Source organism: Pseudonocardia alaniniphila, from assembly GCF_022524485.1.
Classification (GTDB): domain Bacteria; phylum Actinomycetota; class Actinomycetes; order Mycobacteriales; family Pseudonocardiaceae; genus Pseudonocardia; species Pseudonocardia alaniniphila.
In genome coordinates, this window is record NZ_JAKXMK010000022.1 from 20499 (window position 1) to 44361 (window position 23863).

Genomic DNA, 23863 nt, shown 5'->3' on the forward strand with positions numbered 1-23863 from the left:
CTACGCGAAAGGATACGAGCCTCACGGCCTGCCGACTAGCCGGACTCGTCAAGCGGAAGGGTCGATCTTCGACCCGGTCGGGTCGCAGACAGTATGAGCAGCACGATTGGGGCTCCAGGATCCCCCGCTCGCGGCTTGCGACGACCGGTCTTGGTGATCCACATGCCGCCGCAAGGCCGCGGGACCTGTCGGACACACCCCGGGTGCGCCGTCAATCACACCCAGTTGGCCCCACGCCACCAGGAGAGTGAATCGGACGAAGCGGGCCGCGACACGCCGTGAACCGCCGAATCTCGGCGCCGAGCGGTCAGGCGGATCGGCGGGCCAGCGCGTGCAGGCGGCTCGCGATCTCCACCAGCGGGGACGCGGTGGCGGCGAGGTCCTCCAGCTCGGTGACCGCTCGGGCGGCCGCGGGGCTGCCGTCGCGGACCGCGCCCGGAATCCACCCGTCGAGCACTCCGTCACCCTGCAGCATCTCGACCCGCAACGCGCCGCCCTCCTCCAGCAAGCCGCGCAGCGTCGCCGCGTCGAGCCGTCGGCGAAGCGCGTCGTCCGCCCCGAACCGGCCGTCCGGATCGGTGAGCACGGCTCGCGCCTCGGCGAGCCGGCCGCTGAGGGTGCGCGCGAGGACCGCCGCGTACCGGCCGACGACGAGCACCGACACCGCACCACCCGGCGCGGTGGCCGCGGCCAACGCCGACACGGCCGCGGCCGCGTCGTCCACGACCTCGAGCAGGCCGTGACCGAGCACCAGGTCGGCGCCGCCCGGCGGGACGACCTCGGCGAGAGCGTCGACATCACCCTGCACAGGCGTGATCAGATGGTGAACCCCGGCTTCGCGCGCCCGCCGTTGCAGGGCCGCGAGCGCGTTGGGGCTGTTGTCGACCACCGTGACCGCGCATCCGGAACGCGCCAGCGGCACCGCCCAGGCTCCGCTGCCGCCGCCCACGTCGAGTACCCGGGGCGGACGGCCCGGCGTTGCGGCACGCACCCTGGCCATCTCGGCGACCAGCGCCCGGTGCACCGAGCCCTCGCCCACCGCACCGGCCGTCTCTGTCGTCGCACCGCTCAGCATCGGAGCCTCACAACGGCAGACTAGTGCGATCCCGGGCAGGGTAGGTTGATCGCCGTGCAGGTCGTCGCCACGTTGAGCCTCAAGGGTGGAGTGGGGAAGACCACCGTCGTGCTCGGGCTCGCCGGAGCGGCCTTGCACCACGGGGTACGCACGTTGGTGGTGGACCTCGATCCGCAAGCCAACTCCACGATCGCGCTGGACGTGGGCTCCACCACGGCCACGGTGGCCGACGTGCTCGACGATCCGAGCCCGTCGGTGGTGCGCCGCGCGATCGCGCCGAGCGGCTGGGGCACCGGCCTCGACGTGCTGGTGGGCGCTGAGCAGGCCGAGCGCCACAACCACCCCGATCCGGGCCCGAAGCAGCTCATCCGGTTGGCCAGAGCGCTGGAGCGGCTCCACGACGTCGACCTGTTCGGCGGTCCGTCCCCCAACGGGGAGGCAGCCTCGGACAACGGCTCCGACGAGGGGTACAACGCCGAGCCCTACCGCCTGGTGATCATCGACTGCCCGCCCTCGCTCGGGCAGCTCACCCGCAGCGCCCTCGCCGCGGCCCACCGCGCGGTGCTCGTGACCGACCCGACGATCTTCGCGGTGTCCGGCGTGCAGCGCGCCTTCGACGCGATCCAGACCGAGCGGCAGCGCGGCAACCCCGACCTCCAGCCGCTCGGCGTGCTCATCAACCGGGTGCGCCCGCGCAACACGGAGCACGACTTCCGGATCAACGAGCTGCGCGAGCTCTTCGGCCCGCTTGTGTTCACCGGAGTGCTGCCGGACCGCTCGGCGATCCAGCAGGCGCAAGGCGCCTGCATGCCGATCCAGCGGTGGGACACGCCGGGGGCACGCGAGGCCGCCGCCGTGTTCACGCTCCTCCTGGGCCGGGTGCTGCGCAGCGAGCGCGCCCGGCGCACGGTGGCGACGACGGCCCCGCACGGCGCGGGCTGACGCAGCACCACCCGGGAGAACGACCCCGCCCGAGGAGAGCGATCAGCGCAGCGGCACCGACCTGCTGACGATGCCGACGAACTGCTCGGCCTGCCGCAACAGGTCGTCGGCATCACGGCGCCCCACGAGCCGCGCGATGCCGGCCTCGGCAGCCGCCCGGGTGTCGGAGCACGCGGCGAAGAACGCCGCCCACTCCGCCAGCTCCGGCGCGACCTCGGCGAGCAACTGCCAGACGTTGCGCGTGGATCCGCGGCGCGGCGCCGGACGGGCGTGCACCGCGAGCACGGCGGCCGCGGCCCGGAGCGCCGCGAGATAGGCCGCGGGATAGCGGAGCAGCGGCTCCTCCGTGCGGTGGGCCTCGGCGAGCCCGTCGGTCGCCTGGCGGAGCAGCCCCAGCGCCGCGCGCGAGGTGGGCGCCGGGAGCGGCGGCCCGGCGGAGGCCCGCTGCGGCCCCCGCGGGTGTGGCACCCGTGCGGTGGTGATGGTCATCGTCGCCTCCCCGAGCCTTGTCGTTCCGTGAGTCCTGGTCATTCCGTCACCCGCACCAGATCCCAGACGCCGGGCCCGGCGCGCATCCGCAGCACGAACTCGCGCGCCGGTGCCTCCGGCTCTGCCGCCGACCGCGCCTCCACACGCCAGCAGCGCAGCCGATCGCCGCCGACGGGCATCGGCGACGGGAACGGCCACGGAGACTCCTCGATCCAGCGCTCGTGGACGTCGGTGACCAGGTAGCGCGTGCCCCGCCGGACGGGACGGCGCTCGAATTCGACCGGCTCGCCGTCCTGCCACCGCACCTGGATCGGCGTCGGCCGGCGCGACCCGAACACCCGACCGAAAGCACTCATCCGACTACGCTCCTCCCGCCCAGCAGCGGCACCGGGCTGCCGGTGGCGGGACGCTTCCCCCGCCCCACCACCGACGCCGGAGGATCGAACACATGTTCGATCCATCTCCAGTAGAGCGCTCTTGACCTCCCCCGTCAAGTCGCTGGTCCACCGGAGCGGCGTGGGCGCGGTCCCCATGGTGTGATGGACGGGTGACAAGGGCTCCGGCACATCAGCTGATTCAGCTCGGTCCGGATGATCTCGCCGACCGACTCGCCGAAGCACTGCACGTGTACGTGACCGCGATGGGCTACCCCCACAGCACCGCACGGCACCGGCGCACGCTCTGGCTCGATCACTCCCGCAGGCCCGGCTGGCGCGCGGTGGGGTGGTTCGACTCCACCGGGGCACTGCTCGGCATCGCCTACGGCTACACCGGGGGCCCGGGGCAGTGGTGGTTCGAAGAGGTCCGCCGCGGGGTGTCCGCGCAAGGTCCCGAGGCCCACATCTGGCTGCGCGACTACTTCGAGCTGACCGAGCTCCACGTCCACCCGGACGCCCAGGGCCACGGGCTCGGCGAGCGCCTGCTGCGGGCCCTCCTCACCCTCACCGACCGGCCGCGGGTGCTGCTCTCCACGCCCGAGTACGGCACCGAGCCGCCCGGCCGGGCGTGGCGCCTCTACCGGCGCACCGGCTTCCGCGACGTGCTGCGCAACCATCGCTTCACCGGCGACTCCCGCCCGTTCGCGGTGCTCGGCCGCGAACTCCCCTTGTCCCCGGCCAGGTAGCAGGAGCGACGGGGCCGCCGGTTGTGGCACACCGGGGTGGCACGATGTCCGCCGTGCCGACGTCGACCGCTGCCCGCCGCCGCGTCCTGCCGTTGCTGCTGCTCGCCCTGCTGGTGGCCACCAGCCTGCTGAGCGGCTGCGCGCGGGTCCGTGCGGCGCTCGCCGTGCAGCCCGACGACACCGTCACCGGCGAGATCCTCATCGCCACCCCCGAGAAGAGCGCCGACGACCCCGGGCCCACGATCACGATCCCGTCCGAGCTGGAGTCCGACGTCGACGTGTCGCCATACCGTCAGGACGGCTACGCCGGGTCGGTGCTCCGGTTCTCCGGGCTCACCTTCGCCCAGGTCGCGAGCCTCACGCAGGTGGCCGGCCCCGCGGGCAACGCGGTGAAGTTCGACATGCGCCGGGTGGGCAGCCGGGTGCTGCTGGGCGGCGCCGTCGATCTCACCACCGTGCCGGTCGACCGGGCCGACTTCCAGCTGAAGATCGGATTCCCCGGCCAGGTCATCGACACCAACGGCGACACCGACGACAGCACCGTGAGCTGGACGTTCGTGCCGGGCGAGGTCGGCGACACCAACGCGGTGGTCGCGTTCGCCGACCCCAACGCGCCCTCGGCGGTCAACTGGACGATCGGGCTGGGCGCCATGGTGGCGCTGGCCGGTGCGGCGGTGGTGGTGCTCGCCCGCCGCACCCGCAACCCCCCGGTCACCCCGGGGCGGTGACGGCGGGCCGCTGGGCCGCCAGCCCGAGCCGCCGCACCAGCTCCACCGTGGCGGTCGACCTGTTCAGCGTGTAGAAGTGCAGGCCCCGCACCCCCTCGTCGAGGAGGCGTGCACACATCTCCGACGTGACGTCCATGCCGGCGGCCCGGAAGGCCGCGGGGTCGTCGGAGTAGCGCTCCAGGCGCTTGGTCAGCGCCGGTGGCACCGGCGCACCGGAGAGCTCCGGCCCGCGCCGCAGGGTGCGCACGGTGGTGAGCGGCATGATGCCGGGCAGCAGCGGGGCGTCACAGCCGGCACCGGCGAGCCGGTCGCGCAGCCGCAGGAACCCTTCCGGCTCCAGGAACAGCTGACTGATCGCGAAGTCGGCGCCCGCCCGGATCTTCGCCAGCAGCCGCGTGAGGTCCGACTCGAGGTCGGGCGAGCGCGGGTGGCCGTAGGGGAACGCCGCGACGCCCACGCAGAAGTCGCCGAGGCGGCGCACCAGCGTGACCAGCTCGTCGGCGTAGGTCAGGCCCTCGGGATGGGCCACCCACTCCCCGAGCGGGTCGCCGGGAGGGTCGCCGCGCACCGCGAGAATGTTCGAGATGCCGGCCGCGGCATAGGCCCCGATCACCTGCCGCAGCTCGCTCACCGAGTGCGACACCGCGGTCAGGTGGGCCATCGGGACGAGCGTGGTGTCGGTGGCGATGCGGGCCGTGGTCCGGATCGTCCTGTCCCGGCTGGAGCCCCCAGCGCCGTACGTGACGGAGACGAAGGCGGGGTCGAGCGGCTCGAGCCTGCGGACGGCGCGCCACAGGTCTGCCTCACCGGCCTCGTCCTTCGGCGGGAAGAACTCCACCGAGAAGACGGGACGGTCGCCGCTGATCCTTTGGGTGACCTTCACAGGTTCAGCCTACGGCCGGCGGTGTCGCCGGCGCGCCGCACCGTGCCGACGCCGTTACGCTCCATTCGTGCCTTGCCCACCAGCACATCTGCCTCCCCGATGCCGCGGCGCGATCGCGCCGGGCCCACTGAGGTCCCCCAGGTGACCCGTACCGGAGCGCTCGACACCGCGCACGACCCCTTCGGGGCCGACGCCCGGCCCGTCGACCACCTGCTCGACGACACCGGTCTCGTCGTGGCCGTCGAGGCCGCACTCGCCGCGTTCCTCAGATCGCGCACGACCGACGCCACCGCGATCGACCCCGCGTTCGCCGATGCCACCGACGCGCTCGTCGCGTTCGTCCTCCAGGGAGGCAAGCGCATCCGGCCGACGTTCGCCTGGTGGGGCTGGCGCGGCGCGGGCGGGGCGGTCGACTCACCAGAGGCGGTCTCCGTGCTCCGCGCCGTCAGCGCGCTGGAGCTGATCCAGGCCTGCGCGCTGATCCACGACGACCTGATGGACGCCTCCGCCACCCGCCGGGGCCGCCCGACCGTGCACGTCGAGTTCGCCCGCCGGCACGCCGCCGCAGGCTGGACCGGGCAGCCGGCGCGGTTCGGTGCAGCCGCGGCGATCCTCCTCGGCGATCTCGCCCTCGCCTGGGCCGACGACATGCTGCGCTCCGCGGGTCTACCGCCGTCCGCTCTGCTGCGCGCCGCGGCGCCGTGGCAGGCGATGCGCACCGAGATGCTCGGCGGGCAGTACCTCGACGTGCTGCACCAGGCCACCGGCGACACCTCCACCCGCGCCGCGCTCCAGATCGACCGCTACAAGACCGCCGCGTACACCGTCGAACGCCCGCTGCACCTCGGCGCGGCGCTCGCCGACGGCCGCCCGGAGCTGATCTCCGCGTACCGGCGCTTCGGTGCCGACATCGGCGTTGCGTTCCAGCTCCGCGACGATCTGCTGGGCGTCTTCGGCGATCCCGCCGTCACGGGCAAGCCCGCGGGCGACGACCTGCGGGAGGGCAAGCGCACCCTGCTGGTGGCGGTCGCCGTGGAGCGGGCCGAGAAGCGGGGGCAGCGGGCCGCGCGCGACGCGGTGACCGCCGCCGTCGGTGATCCGGACCTCGATGCGGCCGGGGTCGACCGGATCCGCGATCTGCTCACCGACCTCGGGGCCGTGCAGACGATCGAACACCGGATCGCGGCACTCACCGGCTCCGCACTCGACGCGCTCTCGGCGGTCGAGATCGACGAGCCCGCGGCCACCGAACTGGTCGCCCTCGCCGAGCTCGCCACCCGGAGGAGGAGTTGACGCGCACGGTCCCCGGGCCGACCGACCATGTCGTCGTGGTGGGCGCCGGCCTGTCCGGACTGAGCGCCGCCCTGCACCTGCTCGGTGCCGGGCGCAGCGTCACGATCCTCGAACGTGCGGAGCACCCCGGAGGACGCGCGGGCCGGCTCGACCTGCACACGGAGCGCGGCACCTACCAGGTGGACACCGGCCCCACCGTGCTCACGATGCCCGACCTGCTCGACGAGACGTTCGGCGCGGTCGGCGAGAAGCTGAAGGAGCGCCTGGACCTCGTCGAGCTCGACCCGGCCTACCGCGCTCATTTCGCCGACGGCTCCACCATCGACGTCCACACGGACGGCGCTGCCATGGAAGCCGAGGTCCGAAGGGTCTGCGGGCCCAGGTCGGCGGCGGGCTACCGGCGCACCCGCGAGTGGCTCACCCGGCTCTACGACGCGGAGATCGACTCCTTCATCGGCGCCAACCACGACTCGCCGCTCGACCTGCTCGGCCCCGACCTCGCCCGGCTCGCGGCTCTGGGCGGGTTCGGACGGCTCGGTCCGCGTGTGGCCCGCATGCTGCCCGACGAGCGGCTGCAGCGGATCTTCTCGTTCCAGGCGCTGTACGCGGGTGTGCCGCCGCACCTCGCCATGGCGGCGTACGGCGTCATCGCGTACATGGACACGATCGGGGGAGTTTTCTTCCCCCGTGGCGGCATGCGGCAGGTGGCGCAGGCACTCGCCGACGCCGCCGTGGCCGCAGGCGCGCAGATCCACTACGGACGCTGCGCCACCGGCCTGGAACGTCGCGGTGACCGGGTCACCGCCGTCCGGCACGCCTCTGCCGAGCGGCCGGAGGGCCGCACGGAGCGGCTCGTCTGCGATGCGGTGGTGCTCACGCCGGACCTGCCGGCAGCGGGGCGGATCATCGGGCGCACCCCGCGGCGCGTGGTCCCGTTGCGCCACTCCCCCAGTGCCGTTGTGCTGCACGCGGGCGTCACGCGCAGGCGCCCGGAACTCGCCCACCACACGATCTCCTTCGGCACGGCGTGGCGGCGCACCTTCCGCGAGATCATCGACGACGGCCGGCTGATGAGCGACCCGTCGTTGCTGGTCACCCGGGCCACCGCCACCGACCCCGACCTGGCGCCCGCCGGCTGCGACCTGCTGTTCGTGCTCGCCCCGTGCCCCAACACCGACCGCGCCACGGTGGACTGGGCGCGGGTCGGCCCGGCCTACCGCGACGAGCTGCTCGGCGTCCTCGAGGCCCGTGGCCACCCCGGCCTCGACGGGCTCGCAGGCGACATCGAGGTCTCGCGCCTGGTGACCCCGGCCGACTGGGCGAGCGCCGGGCTCGCCGCGGGCACGCCGTTCTCACTCGCCCACACCGTCGCCCAGACCGGACCTTTCCGGCCCCGCAACCTCGTCCGCGGCCTGACGAACGTGGTGCTGGCGGGCTGCGGCACCACGCCGGGCGTCGGAATCCCGCCCGTCCTGATCTCCGGACGGCTCGCAGCCCAGCGGATCACGGGCCCGGCCAGGCGTGCTCGCAGGGTCCCCACCGGCGCCTGACAGGGGTCATGCGAGCATGGATCGCGTCATGAAGCCACCATCATCGGTCGACGGATCGACGCTGCCCCAGGCGCTGCCGGACGCAGCGCCTGCGGAGCGCGCATCGGCGTCAGTAGTAGCGCCGGCAGAGGGCGGAGCGGCACCGGACGGGGGCACGGCGGAGCAGGAGCCACTGGCGCCCGCGAGCGCGCCGGCGTCCGGATCGGGGTGGCGCGCCCGCCTGGGCAGCCCCCCGCGACGGCCACTGCTGCTCGGGCTGGCCGGATCCGTGATGATGGTGATCGGCGGGTACGGGGCGGGCGGGGTGCTCGTCCGCGACCCGCTGCTCACCAACTCACCGCTCGGCTTCTGGCGCTACGGGCACGGGCGCGAGCTCGCCACGGTGCTCGTCTACATCGGCGTCGCCCTCATGCTGTGGGCATGGGTCCAGCTGGGCCGCGACGTCCTCGCCCGCCGCGTCGGCGGGCGCGCCGTGCTCACCATCGCGATGGCATGGACCGTGCCGGTGCTGTTCGCACCGCCGCTGTTCACCCGCGACATCTTCAGCTACCTCGCGCAGGGCGGACTGTCCCTCGCCGGGTTCGACCCGTACGCGGTGGGCCCGGACGCGATGCCGGGGATCTGGACCGACAACGTCCACTACTTCTGGCAGGACACCCCCGCGCCCTACGGGCCGCTGTTCATCCTTCTCGCGAAGGCGGTGGCCTGGGCCACCGGCGACAACATCATCTTCGGCGTCGTGCTCATGCGGCTCGCGCTGCTGCCCGGACTGCTCCTGCTCGTGTGGGCGCTCCCCGAGCTCACCCGCCGCCTCGGCGGCCGCGTACCCGTCGCGCTGTGGATCGCCGTCGCCAACCCGGTGATGGTCATCCACATGATCGGCGGTGGCCACAACGACCTTCTGGTGGTCGGGCTGCTCGCCGCGGGCTCGCTGGTCGCGCTGCGCGGCAAACCGGCGGCCGGGATCGCGCTCGTCACCGGGGCGATGGCGGTGAAGGCCAGCGCGGGCGTCGCACTGCCGTTCCTCGTGCTCGTGTGGGCGGCCCGGCTTCCGGGCACGCGCACCGCACGCATCGTGAAGGCCACCGCGGCGGGCGTCGGCGTGTTCGTCGTGGTGTTCGCCGCCTGCACCTTTGCGGCGGGAGTGAGCCTCGGGTGGCTGCCCGCCCTGAGCGCCCCGTCCATGATCGTGAACTGGATGTCGTTCCCGACGGGTGCGGGCGAGTTCCTGCATACCCTCATCGGGCTCGCCGCACCGACCGTCCCGAAGCAGCCGTTCATCAACGTCGGCCGCGTCATCGGGGCGATCGTCCTGGTCTGGATCGCCGTGCGGCAGTGGCTGGCGGCCCGCGACGGCGGCCCGGACGCCGTCCACCGTGCCGGGATCGTGCTGCTGGCCGTCGCCGTGCTCTCGCCCGCCACCCTCCCGTGGTACGTGAGCTGGGGGATGGCGATCCTGGCGATGGTCGCCTGGTCGCCCCGCGGGCTCGCCTGGGTGGTGTTCTGCTCGCTGATGCTGGTGATCGTCTACTACCCCAACGGCGAGGACGCCCTCTACAACTGGCCCTACCTCGCCGGATGCGCGCTGGTGGCGGCGCTCGCCGCGGTGTCGCTGCTGCGCCCCGACCCACTGCGGCTCGCCGCGGGGGCCCGCTCCCGCAAGCCACCGCAGGTGGTGCCGGTCACCGTTCCGGCCGCCACCGCAGCCGCAGTACCGGCCGCCGGTGCCGAGCGCCGGACGGGCTGAGCTCGACGCCGCCGGGATCACCGACCCGGGTCTGCGAGCCGCCTACTCCCGCTGCCGAGACCTCAACGCGCGCCACGGCCGCACCTACTTCCTCGCCACCCGGCTCCTGCCTCGCGAGCGCCGCCCCGCCGTGCACGCCCTCTACGGCTTCGCCCGCCACGCCGACGAGATCGTCGACGACCTGGGTGATCAGCGGCCTGCCGAGGAGAAGGCAGCCCTGATCGACGCGCTGTCCGCGGAGCTGGAGATCGCCCTCGCGGGCGGGGCGACCGACCAGGCCGTGCTCATCGCCCTCGCCGACACCGCCCACCGCTACGACATCGACGGGCGCCACTTCATCGACTTCATGCGGTCGATGCGAATGGACACCCAGGTCAGCGGCTACGCCACGTTCGAGGAGCTCGACGTCTACGTGCACGGCTCGGCGGCCGTGATCGGGCTGCAGATGCTGCCGATCCTGGGCACGATCGTGCCGCGCGCCGAGGCCGAGCCGGCCGCCGCGGCGCTCGGTGTTGCGTTTCAGATCACGAACTTCCTTCGCGACGTCGGAGAGGACCTCGACCGGGGCCGGCTGTACCTCCCCTCCGACGAGCTCGCCGCGTTCGGAGTGGACCGCGAGCTGCTCACCTGGTGCCGCCGCACACGCAGGCACGACCGCCGCGTGCGCCGGGCGCTCGCGCACCTCGTCGCCCACACGCGCGCGATCTACCGACGTGCGGCCCCGGGCGTCGCGATGCTCGAACCGGTGTCCCGGGCCTGCATCGCGTGCGCGTTCAGGCTCTACCGGGGCATCCTCGACGAGATCGAGGCGGCCGACTACGACGTGCTGCACCGCAGGGTGACCGTCTCCAACCGCACACGCGCCGCGGTGGCGGGGCCGGGGATGCTGCGCGCCGTGCTCGCGCGGGCGCGCTCCTGAGCCTGCCCGTACGACCTGTCAGAACGCCATCGCCTGGGCGCGGCGCTTGACCTCACGGTGGCGGCCCGCACGCAGCGACGCCACCGGTGTGCCCGGCAGCGAGTCGTCCTCGGTGAACAGCCACCGCAGGATGTCCGAATCCGAGTAACCGCCGTCGCGCAACACCGTGATCGTCCCGGACAGGCCCTTGACCACGGCGTCGTCCTCGTCGAGGAAATCGGCGGGTACAACGACCTCGCCATCACGGCGGAAGGACAGGAGCTGGCCATCGCGCACCAGCTGGTGCACTCGGGAAACGGGCTGGTTGAGTCTCTGGGCGACCTCCGCGACGGGCAGCGTCGCCACGACCTCGGAGAGCACGGACACGTCGTTCACGAGGAACCACGATGCCACAGGCGCGGTAGGTCCGGCACCACCGTACGCGGACGGTACCGTCTTGGTGTGAACGCCCCGCCGGCCGCGCTGCTCGACGCGCGGTACCAGGTCGGCCCGGTGCTCGCCCGTGGCGGCATGTCCACCGTCTACAGGGGTACCGATACCCGTCTGGACCGCCCTGTCGCGATCAAGGTGATGGAGTCGCGACTAGCGTCCGACCCGGCATTCCGGGCGCGTTTCGAGCGTGAGGCCCGCTCCGCGGCGCGGATCGACCACCCCGCGGTCGTCGACGTGCACGACCAGGGCGACCACATGGGCGTCGACGGGCCGGTGCTGTTCCTCGTGATGGAGCTCGTCGACGGCGGCACGCTGCGTGACGTCCTGGAGGCCCGGGGAGCGCTGGGCGTGCCCGCGGCGCTGGCCGTCATGGAGCCGGTGCTGGCCGGGCTCGCCGAGGCGCACCGGCTCGGGCTCGTCCACCGTGACGTCAAGCCGGAGAACGTGCTCATCAGCTACACCGGCGAGGTCAAGGTCGCCGACTTCGGGCTCGTCACCGCCGCCGCGCAGGCAGGCGCCAGCCACGCCGGCTACATCCTGGGCACCGTCAACTACTTGTCCCCCGAGCAGGTCACCACGGGCGCGGCCGACTCGCGCAGCGACGTCTACGCGGCCGGCGTGCTGCTCTACGAGCTGCTCACAGGAGCACCGCCCTTCTCGGGCGACACGGCGCTCTCGGTGGCGTACCGGCACGTCAACACCGACGTGCCGGCGCCGTCACTGATCGCCGGGGACGTGCCTCCCGAGCTCGACGAGCTCGTGCTGCGCGCCACCCGCCGCGATCCGGACGCCCGTCCTCCGGACGCCGCGGCGATGCTCGCCGAGCTGCGCCGGGTGGCGGTGCAGCTCGAGGTGCCGCGGGTGCCGCCACCGGTGCCGCCACCGCGCTCCCTGGAGGACCAGGACACGCTGCCGGCCATACCACAGCACGTGCCCAGCGGCTCCGGTGCCGCGCTTCCTCCGGGCGCGGGCAAGCGCACCGGCACCCGGATGATGCCGCGGTCCGACGAGGCGGAGCACCTGGCCACGCCGGGCGGTGCCCCGCCTCACCTGCGCGCCCGGCGGCGCAGCCGACGCATCTTCGCCATCTGGGTGGCGGTGGTGCTCGTGCTCGCCCTGCTCGTGGGGGTGACGGCCTGGTGGCTCGGCAGCGGCAGGTGGACGGCCATGCCGTCCCTGGTGGGCCTGCAGCAGGCCACGGCGCAGCAGTTGCTCAGCGAGTCCGACCTCGTCGCGAGCATCAAGACGGCCCGCGACAACACGCAGCCCGAAGGTGCCATCACGGCCACCGATCCGCAGCCGGATGCGCGGCTGCTGCGGGGCAGCATCGTGGTGATCACGGTCTCCTCCGGCAGGCCCACCGTGCCCGCCGTCGCTCCCGGCACCGCCGTCGCGGCTGCCGAACAGGCCCTGCGCGACGGCGACCTCAATCCGGTGCGGTCGACCGACGCCGACCAGTTCAGCGACACTGTGCCGGCCGGCGCTGTCGTCAGCACGAACCCCGCAGCCGGCACCGCCCTCCCGATCGGCGCGCCCGTCACGCTGGTGATCAGCCGCGGCCCGGAGCCACCGGATGAGGACCAGGTGGAGGTGCCGTTCGTCATCGGGGAGCGGTATGACGACGCCTCCGACAAGCTCGACGACGTCGGACTCGACTCCGACCAGCACTCCCGGTTCTCCGACGAGCGGGGTCGCTCCCGCGTGATCGGCCAGGACCCGAGCGCCGGCACGCTGGTGGACAAGGGCAGCACGGTCACCCTGGAGACGTTCTGAGCCCCCCGCAAGTCGTCCGCATCCGTGCGCGACTCGCGGGGATTCGGATCAACCGCGGAGCATCTCCGCCACGAGGAACGCCAGCTCCAGCGACTGCTGCGTGTTCAGGCGGGGGTCGCAGGCCGTCTCATAACGTCCGGCGAGGTCGGCGTCGGAGATCTCCTGCGCGCCGCCGAGGCACTCCGTGACGTCCTCACCCGTGACCTCCACGTGGATGCCGCCGGGGTGCGTGCCGAGCGCCCTGTGCACCTCGAAGAAGCCCTGCACCTCGTCGACGATCCGGTCGAAATGGCGGGTCTTGTAGCCGGTGGTGGACTCCACGGTGTTGCCGTGCATCGGGTCGCACTGCCAGATGACCTTGTGGCCCGACGCCTCCACCTTCTCGACGATCGGCGGGAGCACGTCGCGGACCTTGCCGTTGCCCATCCGGCTGACGAGGGTGAGCCGTCCGGGTGTGGCGTGCGGGTCGAGCCGCTCGACGTACTCGACGGCGTGTTCCGGCGTGGTGGTGGCACCGATCTTGAGCCCGATCGGGTTGGACAGCAGCTCCGCGAACGCGATGTGGGCGCCGTCGAGCTGGCGAGTGCGCTCCCCGATCCACAGGAAGTGGGCCGAGAGGTCGTAGAGCCGCGGCTCGGGGCCGGTGGTGTCCATCCGCAGCATGGCCCGCTCGTAGTCGATGAGCAGGGCCTCGTGGCTCGCGTAGAACTCGACGCTGTGCAGGTTGTGGTCGTCGACCCCGCAGGCGTCCATGAACCGCAGCGCCCGCTCGATCTCCGCCGCGATGGTCTCGAACCGCTCCCCCGCAGGCGAGGTGCGCACGAAGTCCTTGTTCCAGTCGTGCACCATCGTCAGGTCCGCCATGCCGGTGGCGGTGAGCGCCCGCACGAGGTTCATCGCTGCGCTCGCGTTGGCGTAGGCCCGGACCATGCGGGACGGATCCGGCACGCGGGCGGCCGGGTGGGCGACGATCGAGTTGACGATGTCACCGCGGTAGGAGGGCAGCCCCAGAGCGTCGACGGGCGCGCTGCGCGGCTTGGCGTACTGCCCCGCGATCCGCCCCACCTTCACCACGGGCAGCGAGGCGCCGTAGGTGAGGACGATGGCCATCTGCAGCAGCGTGCGGATCGTGGCGCGGATGTGCGGCTCGGTGTTGTCGACGAAGGTCTCCGCGCAGTCGCCGCCCTGGAGCAGGAACGCCTCGCCGCGGGCGACCTGGGCGAGCCGCTCCTGGAGGCGGTCGACCTCGGGAGGCAGCGTGACCGGCGGCACGCTCTCGAGCACGGTGCGGACGTGCGCGACGTGCTCGCTGTCGGGCCAGTCGGGCTGCTGAGCGGCGGGCCGGTCGAGGGCGTCGTCGAGGCGAGCACGCAGCTCGGCGGGCAGGGGCGGCAGCTCGGGCAGCACTTCGACCGGGGCGTCGACGGTCCAGTTCACACCCAGCAGGGTAGCCGTGCCCGCGGCAGCCGGACCGCGGGAGCCACCGACCCGAACGGCCTCAGGAAGCGGCAGCCGATCCGTTCGGCCGCGCGCCGGATGAGCGTCGATACGGCCGAACTGTTGCGTGGGTCACCCGAACGGCGCGGTTCCCGGGCGGGTGATCAGGGCACTTAGCGGTATGTCAACTCTACTGTGGATCATCGCCGTGGTTCTGGTGATCGCCGGCGTGCTCGCGATCCTCCGTAAGCAGCTCATCTGGGGAATCGTGCTCATCATCGTCGGCCTGCTCGTCGGACCCGGTGGCGTCAGCATCTTCACTTGATGCCGAGAGCACGTATCGGTGGCCGCTCGCTGATGGTCAGCGGGCGGCCACCGCCGACTCGATCGCCTCCCACCGCTTCGCGTTCAGGCGGGCGTCGGCCAGTGCGTCGTGTGCGTCGGAGGTGGGCGGCGGGAGCGGGGGACGTCCGGCGTCCTCCCAGCGCTGCCGGAGCTCACGGGTGAACCGGGGCAACGCGCGCGGCAACGCCGGCATCGCGCCCCACAGCTGGCAGAGCGCCACGTGGTCGTACGCGGCGATCCAGGCCCAGAGCTCGACGTCGCCGGGGGCCGAGGTCAGGAACTCCAGCAGGTCGGCACGCAGCCGGGCGCGTGAGCGCCAGGCCTGATCCGCCGGGGAGGGAAGCTTGGGTAGGACGTGAGCCCGCACCCAGTCGCCTGCCCGGGATGGGTCGAACTCCGTGGACACGGCGTAGAACTCGCGGCCGTCCTCTCCGACCACGCCGATCGACACCAGGTCGATCGTCGTGCCGTCCTCGATGAACTCGCAGTCGTAGAAGAAGCGCATATCCGTCCTGTTCCCGCTGGTCGACGCACGACCGGCCACCTTCGGTCCGCACCGGACGGGCGTGCCGGGCCGTGCCGGCGGGCGCCAGGCGGCCCGGTCGTTCCGAGCGGGGCATCGATGACTGTATGTGGCGGTTCGTGATCGCTGCCGCCGAGTGTCCCGGCCGGCACACCTCGATGAGGCCGAACGGGCGCCTTAACGACCCGCGTCCGTGCCCGGCTGGGTGCGGCCGGACCCGCGCACGCAGGTGCCGTCGGCAGCCAGCTGTGTGCCGGCAGGGCACGAAGGTTGAAAGATCGACGTGCGGCGCGTCGTGGTGGCGGGAGAGGTGGTCCGTGTGGACCGAGTCGCCGTTGTCGTCGGGGGCGGCGCGGCGGTGGTGGTGGCCGGAGGAGGCGGCGGGGGCGGAGCCGGCTGCTGCGGAGTGGCGCTAGGAGTGGCCGGGCGCCTGACCTTGGTCGCCACAACGGCGGCTCGCTCCGTCTCCGGCTCCGGCTTCGCGGTCGGCTCCGCGGGTGGCGGGGCGTCGGTGGTCGCCTGCGGCACGGCCGCATAGGTGGAGGGAACGGAGGCGAGAAGCGGCTTCTCGGGGCCGCGCACGGAGGCCGACCACGCCGTGGTGCCCCCGACCACCATCACCGCGACCACGCCGAACACCGCCCATGGCGCCATCCTGCGGACCCAGCTCTGCGGCGGGGCGGGCGGCGGGCTCGTCACCACCTGGACGTGCGAGGTGGGTATGTCCTCGAGGCGGACGATTGACGTCGGTGAGTCATCGCCGGAAGAAGGGGCGTTGTCCCGTCTGACCACATTGACCCATCGCGGCACCGGGCAAGGGTATTACACCGATTGCTGGAGCTTCGTCCAAGTGGGTGTAACCGACACGGCCTAGCTTGCGCGGGCTTTCGGAAGGCCGTCTCCGGAGTGGCCGTCCGCGCTCGATTCCTGGGGATCCGCGAGCTTCGCCTTGGCCGCGCGTTCCTTGACGGACGCCGCGTACATGTCGACGTATGTCTGCCCCGATAGCTCCATGAGGGCATACATGATCTCGTCGGTCATCGAGCGCTCGATGAATCGGTCGCCCGCCATCCCCGAGTAACGGGAGAAGTCGAGCGGCTCCCCGATCTTGATGTGCACCTTACGGGGGCGCCACATTCTCGAACCGATCGGGTTGACCTTGTCCGTGCCGATCATGGCCACCGGAATGACGGGGACGGCAGCCTCCAGCGTCATCCTGGCGATGCCCGTCTTCCCCTTGTAGAGACGCCCGTCGGGCGACCGCGTGCCCTCGGGGTAGATCCCGAGCAGCTTGTCCTCGCGCAGCAGCCGCACCGCGGTGTCCATCGCCGCCTGCGCGGCGGAACCCCCGGACCGGTCGATCGGCACCTGGCCGACACCGGAGAAGAACATCTTCTTCATCCGGCCGACGAGCCCCGGCTGGATGAAGTACTCGCGCTTGGCGAGGAACGTGATCCGCCGCGGGACGAGCAGCGGGAGGAAGAACGAGTCGACGACGGCGAGGTGGTTGCTGGCGAGGATGGCGCCGCCGCGCTCCGGGACGTTCCCGACTCCCTCGATGGTCGGCCGGCAGAAGAGCCGCAGCAGAGGACCGAGGAGCACGAACTTGGACCACCAGTACAGCACCTGGGCGTGCCCCCTCCACCTCGACGGCGTCAGCCTACGGACGCGCGTCACACGGCGACAACGGGCTCTGTCGATCGCACCGAACCGGGGAGCGCGCTTCTCCTCTTCCCAGCGCCGGCATGTCAGGATGGTGAGCACAGCGGGGGGCTTGGATGCGGGCCGCAGGTCGAAAGGAGGCCGCGTGGACCGGGATCCCGACGAGCGCGCGCAGCCCGACGGTGGCGGTCGGACGCCGGACGAGTTCGACGCGATCGTGGCGGAGTTGCGCCGCGATGGTCACGTGCCCGAATGGCCCGCTGCCCCGGAGCCGGCGGGATCGCTGTTCGAGTCCCGGCCCGTCCCGATGCCGGAGCCGGCCCCCGCCGCCGACGACGAGCACTTCGTCCCGCCGGAGCCGCCCCCGCTGCCGCGGCTCGGCCCGCCCGCGATCGTCGGTCTGGTGCTGCTCGGCCTCGGTCTCGTGCTGGTCGTGGCCCCCGACTGGATCGGGGTCCCGTCGCTCTACGGGCTGCCGCTCGGACTCGTCGCGCTCGCTGCCGGGATCGGGTGGCTCGTGCTGCGGCTGTGGCCGGACCCACCCGGTACAGAGCAGGACGAGGGCGACGACGGCGCCGTGGTCTGACGCCCGGCCCGACCGCCGGACGCGACCGTTCAGGACAGCACGACCTCGCGCGCGAGCTGTGCCGCGCCCACCACAGCGGCCGCCTCGCCGAGCTGGGCGGTGCGGATCCGTGCGAGCGGGCGACGCCCCGCGCCTGTGACGGTGGCGGCGTAGTGCTCGCGGGCCTCATCGAGGAACAGTGGGGCCGACTCCGACACCCCGCCCCCGATGACCACGAGCTCGGGGTCGAACACGTCCGCCACCAGAGCGAGCCCTTCCCCCAGCCACCGGGCCAGCTCGTCCATGGCGGCGCATGCCACCGGGTCGCCGTCGCGGGCGGCCGCGGCCACCCGCTGGCCCGTGACGCGTCCGGGGTCGCCTGCGACGAGCCTGCGCAGCACCGGTGACCGTCCGGGGTCTCGCGCCAGCAGCTCGACGGCGGTGGTGGCCAGCGCCGTACCGCTGCAGTACCGCTCCCAGCAGCCGTTCTTGCCGCACGGGCACGGACGCCCCTCCGGCACGACACGCAGGTGCCCCAGTTCGGGTGCCACCCCGAAGGCGCCGCGGTAGAGCTGCCCGTCGATGAGCAGGGCCGACCCGATGCCGGTGCCCAGCGCGACGAAGACCGTGGTGGACGCGCCGGATGCGGCCCCGAAGTGGCGCTCGGCCAGCGCCGCCGCGTTGGCGTCGTGCTCGACGACGACGGGCAGCCCGACACGTTCGGCGATCCGGTCGGCGACGGGGGCGTCACGCCAGGACAGGTGCGGCGCGAACCGGACCCCGCGCCGGTCCGGCGTCACGAACCCGGCCAGGGCGAGCCCCACGGCCCCGATCCGGTACCGGCCGGCCAGTTCGGCGATGACGCCGGCCAGCGCCGCCTCCAGCGCCGCCTCACTCCGCGGGGTCGGAGTGCGCGCGGTGTCGTGAACGTTCCCCTCGGCGTCGACGACGCCGGCCCGCACGCTCGTTCCCCCGACATCGACACCAACAGTCAGCACAGGAGCAGACACAGCCACCCGGGGAGTCTCCCGCCGGCGGTCATCCGGCCTCCTGCCCACGATCGATCGGAATGTGCTGCACGCGTCGTGCCGGCTCAGCCGGTTCGGGATCGGGTGGCCCGCCGGAACTCGCCGGCGTGCCTTCCTCGAGCGCTGCCCGCAGCACCGCGAGCAGCCCCGCGGCGTGCGTGGCGAGCCGTCCCGCGAGCTCGGGGTGGTCGCCCCGCAACGCCGCGAGAAGGGCGCACACCGGGCAGTTCGCGCAGGTCTCGGGTGTGCGGCCGGTTGGTTCGACGCGCAGCCGCTCCACCAGGGGCTCGACCTTGCCGAGCGCGCTCAGGGCGAAGGCACGCAGTTCGGCGCTGAGCCCGCTGTGGTCGCCGCAGCCTCCCGTGCCGGTCACCGGAACCAGACCGCAGGGTCAGGGGTGAACGCCACCCGCAGATCATCGCCGGAGAGGCGGGCGCCGCTCACGGTGCACCGGCGCAACACCGACGGCAGCGCGACCATGCGGCGCGTGCCGCCCGCGGTAACGGCGAGGTCGTCGTCGACGCGGCTGAGGTCCAGCGCGCCGACGCCGGCACCCGGGAGGTGCATCACGAGCTCGAACTCGGAGTCGAGCGACTTGCCCTGCCCGGCCGTGCGCTGCACCTGCAACAGCGGTTCGGGCGCCCCGCCCGCGGGTGGGACGGGATCGCTCGTGCCGTACAGGGACTGCGCCACCTCCAGCAGCGCCTCGACGCCGGTGGGCTCCTCAGCGGTGTGGACGGCGGTGCGCAGCGGCACCGGCACCGCGCCCAGCTCGGCGAGCACGGCCTGCTGCTCGGTGTGCCGGACGCGCAGCCACCGAGCGGCCGGGCCACGCAACGAGGACGGCGGCCGCGGCACGACCCGGTTGGCGACCAGCCCGTCGACGTGCAGCCCGTGCAGCGCGAGCGCGGTGAGCGTGCGACGGGTCTCGGCGACCACCACGCGTTCCGGGGTGAGGACGAGCCGGATCGAGGTCCTGCGGTGGTCGGCGAGCATCGTGCGCAGGCCGTCGAGCTGCTCGGCCAGCGTGTCGAGGGCGTCGATCGTGCGGTCCCAGGCCGACTGCGCCTCACGTCCCGCACCGGACAGGCCGGCGAGCAGGCCGCGCACGGCGCGACGGTGGGCCGGGAACAGTCGCTCCAGGTAGCCCGACATCGCCTCGGGCAGGGCGAGCAGCCGCAGCGTCTCGGCCGTGGGTCCACAGTCGACGACCACGACCTCCCACGGCCCGGTCTCCGCCGCCCGGCGCACCTCGCCGAGGGCGAGCAGCTCCTCGACGCCGGGCAGCACCGTCAGCTCGTCGGCGACCAGCTCGTCGACGCCCGCCCCGGCCAGGAGCGTGCGTAGATGGGCCCGCAGGCCGGTCCAGGAGCCGTCGAGCAGCGCCCTGGTGTCGATGTGTGCCGCGGAGAGACCTGGTTCGAGCTCCAACGGTTCGCCGCTGAGCTCGACCGCCAACGCATCGCCGAGCGAGTGCGCCGGATCAGTCGAGACGACCAATACCTTGCGACCCGCACGCGCGAGCAGCGCGGCAGTGGCCGCAGCGAGAGTCGTCTTTCCGACGCCCCCCTTGCCCGTGAACATGACGACACGCACGAGGCGGAGAGTAACCGCGAGATGGCCGACGACCAGTCACGGGGCGCTTTCGACCCGCCGCTTCAGCCCTTTGAGAGCGGTGTCGATGATCACCTTCTCGGCCTTGCGGCGCAACATTCCGATCATCGGGATGTTCAGATCAACAGCGAGGCTGTAGGTGACGGTCGTCTCAGACCCCGTCCCTACCACGGTATATGACCCGTTCTGGGCCTTTTGGATCTGGCCCTTCACCAGCGTCCAGCTCACCGACCTCGCATCGGGCGCCCACGTGTAGTCGAGTGTGTAGGAGTCCTTGATCGGACCGGCGTCCATCGTGAACTTCACTCTTTCGGCGCGCCCGTTCGGGTCACTGCCGAGCACCTCGACGCTCTTCACCTGAGAAGCCCACTCCGGGTAGGCCGGGAAGTCGGCGATCACCGCCATGACGCGCTCCGGCGCCGCGGCAATGGTGATCGTGGATGTCGTAGCGTCGGCCATAGCGGCAGGCTACCGAAGGGCCTCGGGCAGATCCGAACATCGATACCGAAGGGTCGCTAAGCGGGCCCCAACATCGACACCGACGGGTCACCCAGCGGGCCCGAACATCACCTACTGCGACATCCGGGGATCACCAGCGCAGCACGTAAGGCACGCCGGTTCGGCGGAAGTGCCCGACGTTGACGCACTCGGTGCGGCCCACCCGCGCCCTCGGTGCCAGAGGCTGGTGGACGTGCCCGAACAGAGCGGCCCGCGGCCGGTCCCGGCGGACGACGTCGAGCAATGCGGGCGCCGCGGCCTCGGGGCGGCGGGAGACCACGTCGTAGGCCAGCTCCGCAACCGAGGGCGGGACATGGCTGCACAGCACGTCGACAGGGTCCAGCGCGCGGACGGTGGCCGCGTACTCCTCGAAGGGCAGCAGGTGCGGCGTCCAGGGACCGCTGGAGAGCACCGTCTGCCCCGGTGGCAGCGGCACGCCCCCGACGAACCCGATCCGCAGCCCGCCCACCGTGACCACGTGCCCGTCCGGCAGGTGGAGCCCGGGCCGCTCGTACTCCGGCCACAGCCGCGGGAGATCGACGTTGCCCGGGATGGCGTAGGTCGGGACGGTCATCGCCGCGAACAGCCGGTCGTACTGCTCACGCACGGCCTGCTCGAGCACGGCGTCGGCATCGGCGATGCGTGACCACGCGTCCTTGACGTAGGCGACGAGCTCGCTGCGGGCACCGTTGGTGCGCAGATGTGCGAAGCGGATGCTCACCTCGGGGCCGAGCACGCGCCCGAGGATCCCGGCGGCGGGATTGCCGTAGTCGACGTAGTCGATGAGGTCGCCCAGCACGAGCAGCGCGTCGGCACCGTCCCCCGCCCGGGCCAGCGCCTCCACGTTGCCGTGCACATCGGACACCACGTGCACGCGCATGGTCGCCAACCTACGTCGGGGGCTCCCCCGGCGCGCGACCCGCCTCCAGCCTGTCCTTGCAGGCGAACGCGATGGCCTTGGCCGCGCGCTGGCGCCTGCGGGCCTCCGCTGCGGCGCGGCGCGGTGACGCCGGGCGCGGCGCGCCGTCCGGTCCGGCCGGGTCGGCGCGCAGGAAGTAGTGCAGCACGGTCCCGTCGAGCACGGGCTCCAGCCAGACCTCCATGCTGCCGACGAGCGCGCCCTGCACCGTCCAGCGCACCCCCTCCGCGCCGCGGTCGGTCATCACCTCGAGGCGCAGATCGGGCCACAGCACGGGCCACCGCGCCGGTTGGGCGAACTCGGCGGCCACCACTTCCGGCGCCACGGCGAGAAACGTCTCGTCCACCACGTCCACCGACGGCATGCACGCAGCGTGCCGGATCTGCCGCGGTATGCGCACTCGACCCTCCCTACGGGGAGATCTGCACGGTAGGTTGCCGTGAACCACAGCCAGCGCAGGCCAGGAGGTCAACGCCCGTGCGCGAGTACAGCGTCCCCGCAACCTTCCGGGTCGGTGAGAACGAGAACCTCGTCGACGCGGTCTACGACAACTCCGCGCAGGACGCCGCGGCACCGGCCTTCCGACGGCGGATCGACGGGGCATGGACCGACGTGTCAGCAGGACGGTTCGCGGACGAGGTCACTGCCATCGCGCAGGGCCTGATCGCCGCGGGCGTGCAGCAGGGCGACCGCGTGGCGCTGCTGTCGCGCACCCGGTACGAGTGGACGCTGGTCGACTATGCGGTGCTGGCCGCGGGCGCGGTGACCGTGCCGATCTACGAGACCTCATCGGCCGAGCAGATCAGCTGGATCCTCGGCGACTCCGCGGCCGTCGCCGTCATCGTCGAGTCCGGCAAGCACCGCGAACTGGTGCGCAGCGTCGCGGACGATCTCCCGGCCCTGCGGCACGTCTGGCAGATCGAACCGGCCGCCGACGGCGCCGACGATGCCGACGCGGCTCCGGCCGTGGACCGGATCACGGCGCTCGGCGCGGACGTCCCCGCCGACCAGGTGCATGCCCGGCGGCACGCCGTCGGGGCCGACGACCTCGCCAGCCTCGTGTACACGTCCGGCACCACCGGTCGCCCCAAGGGCTGCGAGCTCACCCACCGCAACCTGCTCAGCGAGGTCAAGGCGGCGGCGCACGTCTTCCCCGAGATGCTCGGCACGGACGGGTCCGTCCTGCTCTTCCTGCCGCTCGCACACGTGTTCGGCCGAGCGATCCAGTGCGCCTCCTTCGCCACGCGCACCGTCATCGGGCACACCCCCGACGTGACCACCCTGCTGCCCGACCTCGCCGCGTTCCGTCCGACGGTGCTGCTCGCGGTGCCGCGCGTCTTCGAGAAGGTCTACAACGCAGCCCGCCAGCGCGCCCACGACGACGGGAAGGGCAAGATCTTCGACGCCGCCGCCGACACGGCGATCGAGTGGAGCCAGGCGCGCGACACCGGCGGCCCCGGGCTCGGCCTGCGCCTGCGGCACGCGCTGTTCGACAAGCTCGTCTACGCCAAGCTGCGCGCCGCCGTCGGCGGTCAGGTCGTCGCCGCGGTCTCCGGCGGTGGTCCGCTGGGCGATCGGCTCGGCCACTTCTTCCGCGGGGTCGGCCTGCCCGTGCTCGAGGGCTACGGCCTCACCGAGACGTCAGCGGGCATCACGATCAACACGCTCGCGGCCCAGCGCGTGGGCTCGGTCGGGAGGCCGATGCCCGGCAACTCGGTGCGCATCGGCGACGACGGCGAGATCCTGTTGAAGGGCCCGCTCGTGTTCGGGGGGTACTGGCACAACGAGGCCGCCACCGCCGAGGTGCTCGAGGACGGCTGGTTCCACAGCGGTGACATCGGCGAGGTCGACGACGCCGGCTTCCTGACGATCACGGGCCGGAAGAAGGAGCTCATCATCACCGCGGGCGGCAAGAACGTCGCCCCCGCGGTGCTGGAGGACCGGCTCCGGGCCCACCCGCTGGTGAGCCAGTGCATGGTCGTCGGGGACGCACAGCCCTTCGTCGCGGCGCTGGTGACGATCGACGCGGAGGCACTGCCCGGATGGCGCCAGCGCAACGGCAAGCCTGCCGCCGACGGCGTCGGCGACCTGGTGAACGACCCCGACCTGCGTACGGAGATCGAGGGCGCCGTGGCCGAGGCCAACAAGGCCGTCTCGCGTGCGGAGGAGATCCGCGAGTTCCGGATCCTGCCCGTCGACTTCACCGAGGCAGGTGGCGAGCTCACCCCCACGATGAAGGTCAAGCGCGCGGTCGTCGCGAAGACCTTCGCCGGTGAGATCGCGAGCATCTACAGCGCGACGAAGACCCCCGCCTGATC

General features: G+C 72.7%; 26 protein-coding genes. 12 read left to right on the forward strand and 14 right to left on the reverse strand.

Annotated elements, in window-relative coordinates:
• Positions 1–307: 307 nt before the first annotated feature.
• Positions 308–1075: a class I SAM-dependent methyltransferase gene (locus tag MMF94_RS24120; RefSeq protein WP_241039440.1), complete on the reverse strand. Its 768-nt coding sequence runs from the start codon at positions 1073–1075 to the stop codon at positions 308–310.
• Positions 1076–1129: 54 nt separating this feature from the next.
• On the opposite strand from MMF94_RS24120, the gene MMF94_RS24125 reads away from it, so the two are divergent.
• On the forward strand, positions 1130–2017 hold the full coding sequence (locus tag MMF94_RS24125; protein WP_241039441.1) for a ParA family protein: 888 nt from the start codon (positions 1130–1132) through the stop codon (positions 2015–2017).
• 42 nt (positions 2018–2059) lie between these two features.
• On the opposite strand, the gene MMF94_RS24130 is transcribed toward MMF94_RS24125, so the two are convergent.
• Entirely contained in the window at positions 2060–2506 is a 447-nt protein-coding gene (locus MMF94_RS24130) for an SAV_6107 family HEPN domain-containing protein (RefSeq protein WP_241039442.1), read from the reverse strand.
• Between the two features lie 38 nt (positions 2507–2544).
• Positions 2545–2862, reverse strand: coding sequence for a hypothetical protein (locus MMF94_RS24135; RefSeq protein WP_241039443.1), 318 nt, complete (start codon positions 2860–2862; stop codon positions 2545–2547).
• Between the two features lie 191 nt (positions 2863–3053).
• On the opposite strand from MMF94_RS24135, the gene MMF94_RS24140 reads away from it, so the two are divergent.
• Together MMF94_RS24140 and MMF94_RS24145 are read left to right on the forward strand one after the other, a co-directional pair.
• Positions 3054–3629, forward strand: a complete 576-nt coding sequence (locus MMF94_RS24140; protein ID WP_241039444.1) for a GNAT family N-acetyltransferase — start codon at positions 3054–3056, stop codon at positions 3627–3629.
• 44 nt (positions 3630–3673) lie between these two features.
• Positions 3674–4357 carry an LppM family (lipo)protein gene (locus tag MMF94_RS24145; RefSeq protein WP_241039445.1) on the forward strand — a complete coding sequence of 228 codons (684 nt, stop codon included), beginning with the start codon at positions 3674–3676 and terminating at the stop codon, positions 4355–4357.
• Here MMF94_RS24145 and metF read toward each other — a convergent pair.
• Complete coding sequence (metF, locus tag MMF94_RS24150) at positions 4341–5240, reverse strand: methylenetetrahydrofolate reductase [NAD(P)H] (RefSeq protein WP_241039446.1); 900 nt, start codon at positions 5238–5240, stop codon at positions 4341–4343. The genes MMF94_RS24145 and metF overlap by 17 nt on opposite strands.
• Before the next feature lie 141 nt (positions 5241–5381).
• Between metF and MMF94_RS24155 the strand changes: the two genes are divergently transcribed.
• The 4 genes from MMF94_RS24155 to MMF94_RS24170 are packed head-to-tail and all read left to right on the forward strand — an operon-like array spanning position 5382 to position 10749.
• Positions 5382–6533: a polyprenyl synthetase family protein gene (locus MMF94_RS24155; RefSeq protein ID WP_379660357.1), complete on the forward strand. Its 1152-nt coding sequence runs from the start codon at positions 5382–5384 to the stop codon at positions 6531–6533.
• A complete protein-coding gene (gene crtI, locus MMF94_RS24160; protein WP_241039447.1) occupies positions 6530–8083 on the forward strand; it encodes a phytoene desaturase family protein in 1554 nt (517 codons plus the stop codon). Before MMF94_RS24155 ends, crtI begins: the two co-directional genes overlap by 4 nt.
• 28 nt (positions 8084–8111) lie before the next feature.
• Positions 8112–9830 (forward strand): polyprenol phosphomannose-dependent alpha 1,6 mannosyltransferase MptB, encoded by a 1719-nt coding sequence (mptB, locus tag MMF94_RS24165; RefSeq protein WP_241039448.1) that lies wholly within the window; start codon positions 8112–8114, stop codon positions 9828–9830.
• Complete coding sequence (locus MMF94_RS24170) at positions 9808–10749, forward strand: phytoene/squalene synthase family protein (protein ID WP_241039449.1); 942 nt, start codon at positions 9808–9810, stop codon at positions 10747–10749. The genes mptB and MMF94_RS24170 overlap by 23 nt, the downstream gene beginning before the upstream one ends.
• 18 nt (positions 10750–10767) lie before the next feature.
• On the opposite strand, the gene MMF94_RS24175 is transcribed toward MMF94_RS24170, so the two are convergent.
• Complete coding sequence (locus MMF94_RS24175; protein ID WP_241039450.1) at positions 10768–11124, reverse strand: Rv2175c family DNA-binding protein; 357 nt, start codon at positions 11122–11124, stop codon at positions 10768–10770.
• A gap of 66 nt (positions 11125–11190) precedes the next feature.
• On the opposite strand from MMF94_RS24175, the gene pknB reads away from it, so the two are divergent.
• A complete protein-coding gene (pknB, locus tag MMF94_RS24180) occupies positions 11191–12954 on the forward strand; it encodes a Stk1 family PASTA domain-containing Ser/Thr kinase (RefSeq protein WP_241039451.1) in 1764 nt (587 codons plus the stop codon).
• A 48-nt stretch (positions 12955–13002) separates the two neighbouring features.
• Here the strand turns inward: pknB and MMF94_RS24185 are convergent, their stop codons facing one another.
• The gene (locus MMF94_RS24185; protein ID WP_241039452.1) at positions 13003–14391 is read right to left on the reverse strand and encodes a class II 3-deoxy-7-phosphoheptulonate synthase; all 1389 of its coding nucleotides are present in this window, start codon (positions 14389–14391) and stop codon (positions 13003–13005) included.
• Between the two features lie 181 nt (positions 14392–14572).
• Here MMF94_RS24185 and MMF94_RS24190 point away from each other — a divergent pair, with 181 nt between their 5' ends.
• Positions 14573–14716, forward strand: a complete 144-nt coding sequence (locus tag MMF94_RS24190) for a GPGG-motif small membrane protein (protein WP_241039453.1) — start codon at positions 14573–14575, stop codon at positions 14714–14716.
• A 36-nt stretch (positions 14717–14752) separates the two neighbouring features.
• Here the strand turns inward: MMF94_RS24190 and MMF94_RS24195 are convergent, their stop codons facing one another.
• Positions 14753–15241 (reverse strand): polyadenylate-specific 3'-exoribonuclease AS, encoded by a 489-nt coding sequence (locus MMF94_RS24195; protein ID WP_241039454.1) that lies wholly within the window; start codon positions 15239–15241, stop codon positions 14753–14755.
• Positions 15242–15542: 301 nt separating this feature from the next.
• Between MMF94_RS24195 and MMF94_RS24200 the strand changes: the two genes are divergently transcribed.
• Entirely contained in the window at positions 15543–15797 is a 255-nt protein-coding gene (locus tag MMF94_RS24200; protein WP_241039455.1) for a hypothetical protein, read from the forward strand.
• Between the two features lie 332 nt (positions 15798–16129).
• Here MMF94_RS24200 and MMF94_RS24205 read toward each other — a convergent pair whose 3' ends face one another.
• Positions 16130–16885, reverse strand: coding sequence for a lysophospholipid acyltransferase family protein (locus MMF94_RS24205; RefSeq protein ID WP_241039456.1), 756 nt, complete (start codon positions 16883–16885; stop codon positions 16130–16132).
• 181 nt (positions 16886–17066) lie between these two features.
• On the opposite strand from MMF94_RS24205, the gene MMF94_RS24210 reads away from it, so the two are divergent.
• A complete protein-coding gene (locus tag MMF94_RS24210) occupies positions 17067–17507 on the forward strand; it encodes a hypothetical protein (RefSeq protein WP_241039457.1) in 441 nt (146 codons plus the stop codon).
• 29 nt (positions 17508–17536) lie between these two features.
• On the opposite strand, the gene MMF94_RS24215 is transcribed toward MMF94_RS24210, so the two are convergent.
• From MMF94_RS24215 to MMF94_RS24240, 6 genes are all read right to left on the reverse strand, one after another.
• Positions 17537–18484, reverse strand: coding sequence for an ROK family glucokinase (locus MMF94_RS24215; RefSeq protein ID WP_241039596.1), 948 nt, complete (start codon positions 18482–18484; stop codon positions 17537–17539).
• 40 nt (positions 18485–18524) lie between these two features.
• A complete protein-coding gene (locus tag MMF94_RS24220) occupies positions 18525–18887 on the reverse strand; it encodes a hypothetical protein (protein ID WP_241039458.1) in 363 nt (120 codons plus the stop codon).
• Positions 18884–20110 (reverse strand): ArsA family ATPase, encoded by a 1227-nt coding sequence (locus tag MMF94_RS24225; RefSeq protein WP_241039459.1) that lies wholly within the window; start codon positions 20108–20110, stop codon positions 18884–18886. Before MMF94_RS24225 ends, MMF94_RS24220 begins: the two co-directional genes overlap by 4 nt.
• 36 nt (positions 20111–20146) lie before the next feature.
• The gene (locus MMF94_RS24230; RefSeq protein ID WP_241039460.1) at positions 20147–20587 is read right to left on the reverse strand and encodes an SRPBCC family protein; all 441 of its coding nucleotides are present in this window, start codon (positions 20585–20587) and stop codon (positions 20147–20149) included.
• Positions 20588–20717: 130 nt separating this feature from the next.
• Positions 20718–21506, reverse strand: a complete 789-nt coding sequence (locus MMF94_RS24235) for a metallophosphoesterase family protein (protein WP_241039461.1) — start codon at positions 21504–21506, stop codon at positions 20718–20720.
• A 10-nt stretch (positions 21507–21516) separates the two neighbouring features.
• Positions 21517–21909 (reverse strand): polyketide cyclase / dehydrase and lipid transport, encoded by a 393-nt coding sequence (locus tag MMF94_RS24240; RefSeq protein ID WP_241039462.1) that lies wholly within the window; start codon positions 21907–21909, stop codon positions 21517–21519.
• Between the two features lie 113 nt (positions 21910–22022).
• Here MMF94_RS24240 and MMF94_RS24245 point away from each other — a divergent pair, with 113 nt between their 5' ends.
• Complete coding sequence (locus tag MMF94_RS24245; RefSeq protein ID WP_241039463.1) at positions 22023–23861, forward strand: AMP-dependent synthetase/ligase; 1839 nt, start codon at positions 22023–22025, stop codon at positions 23859–23861.
• Positions 23862–23863 lie beyond the last annotated feature (2 nt).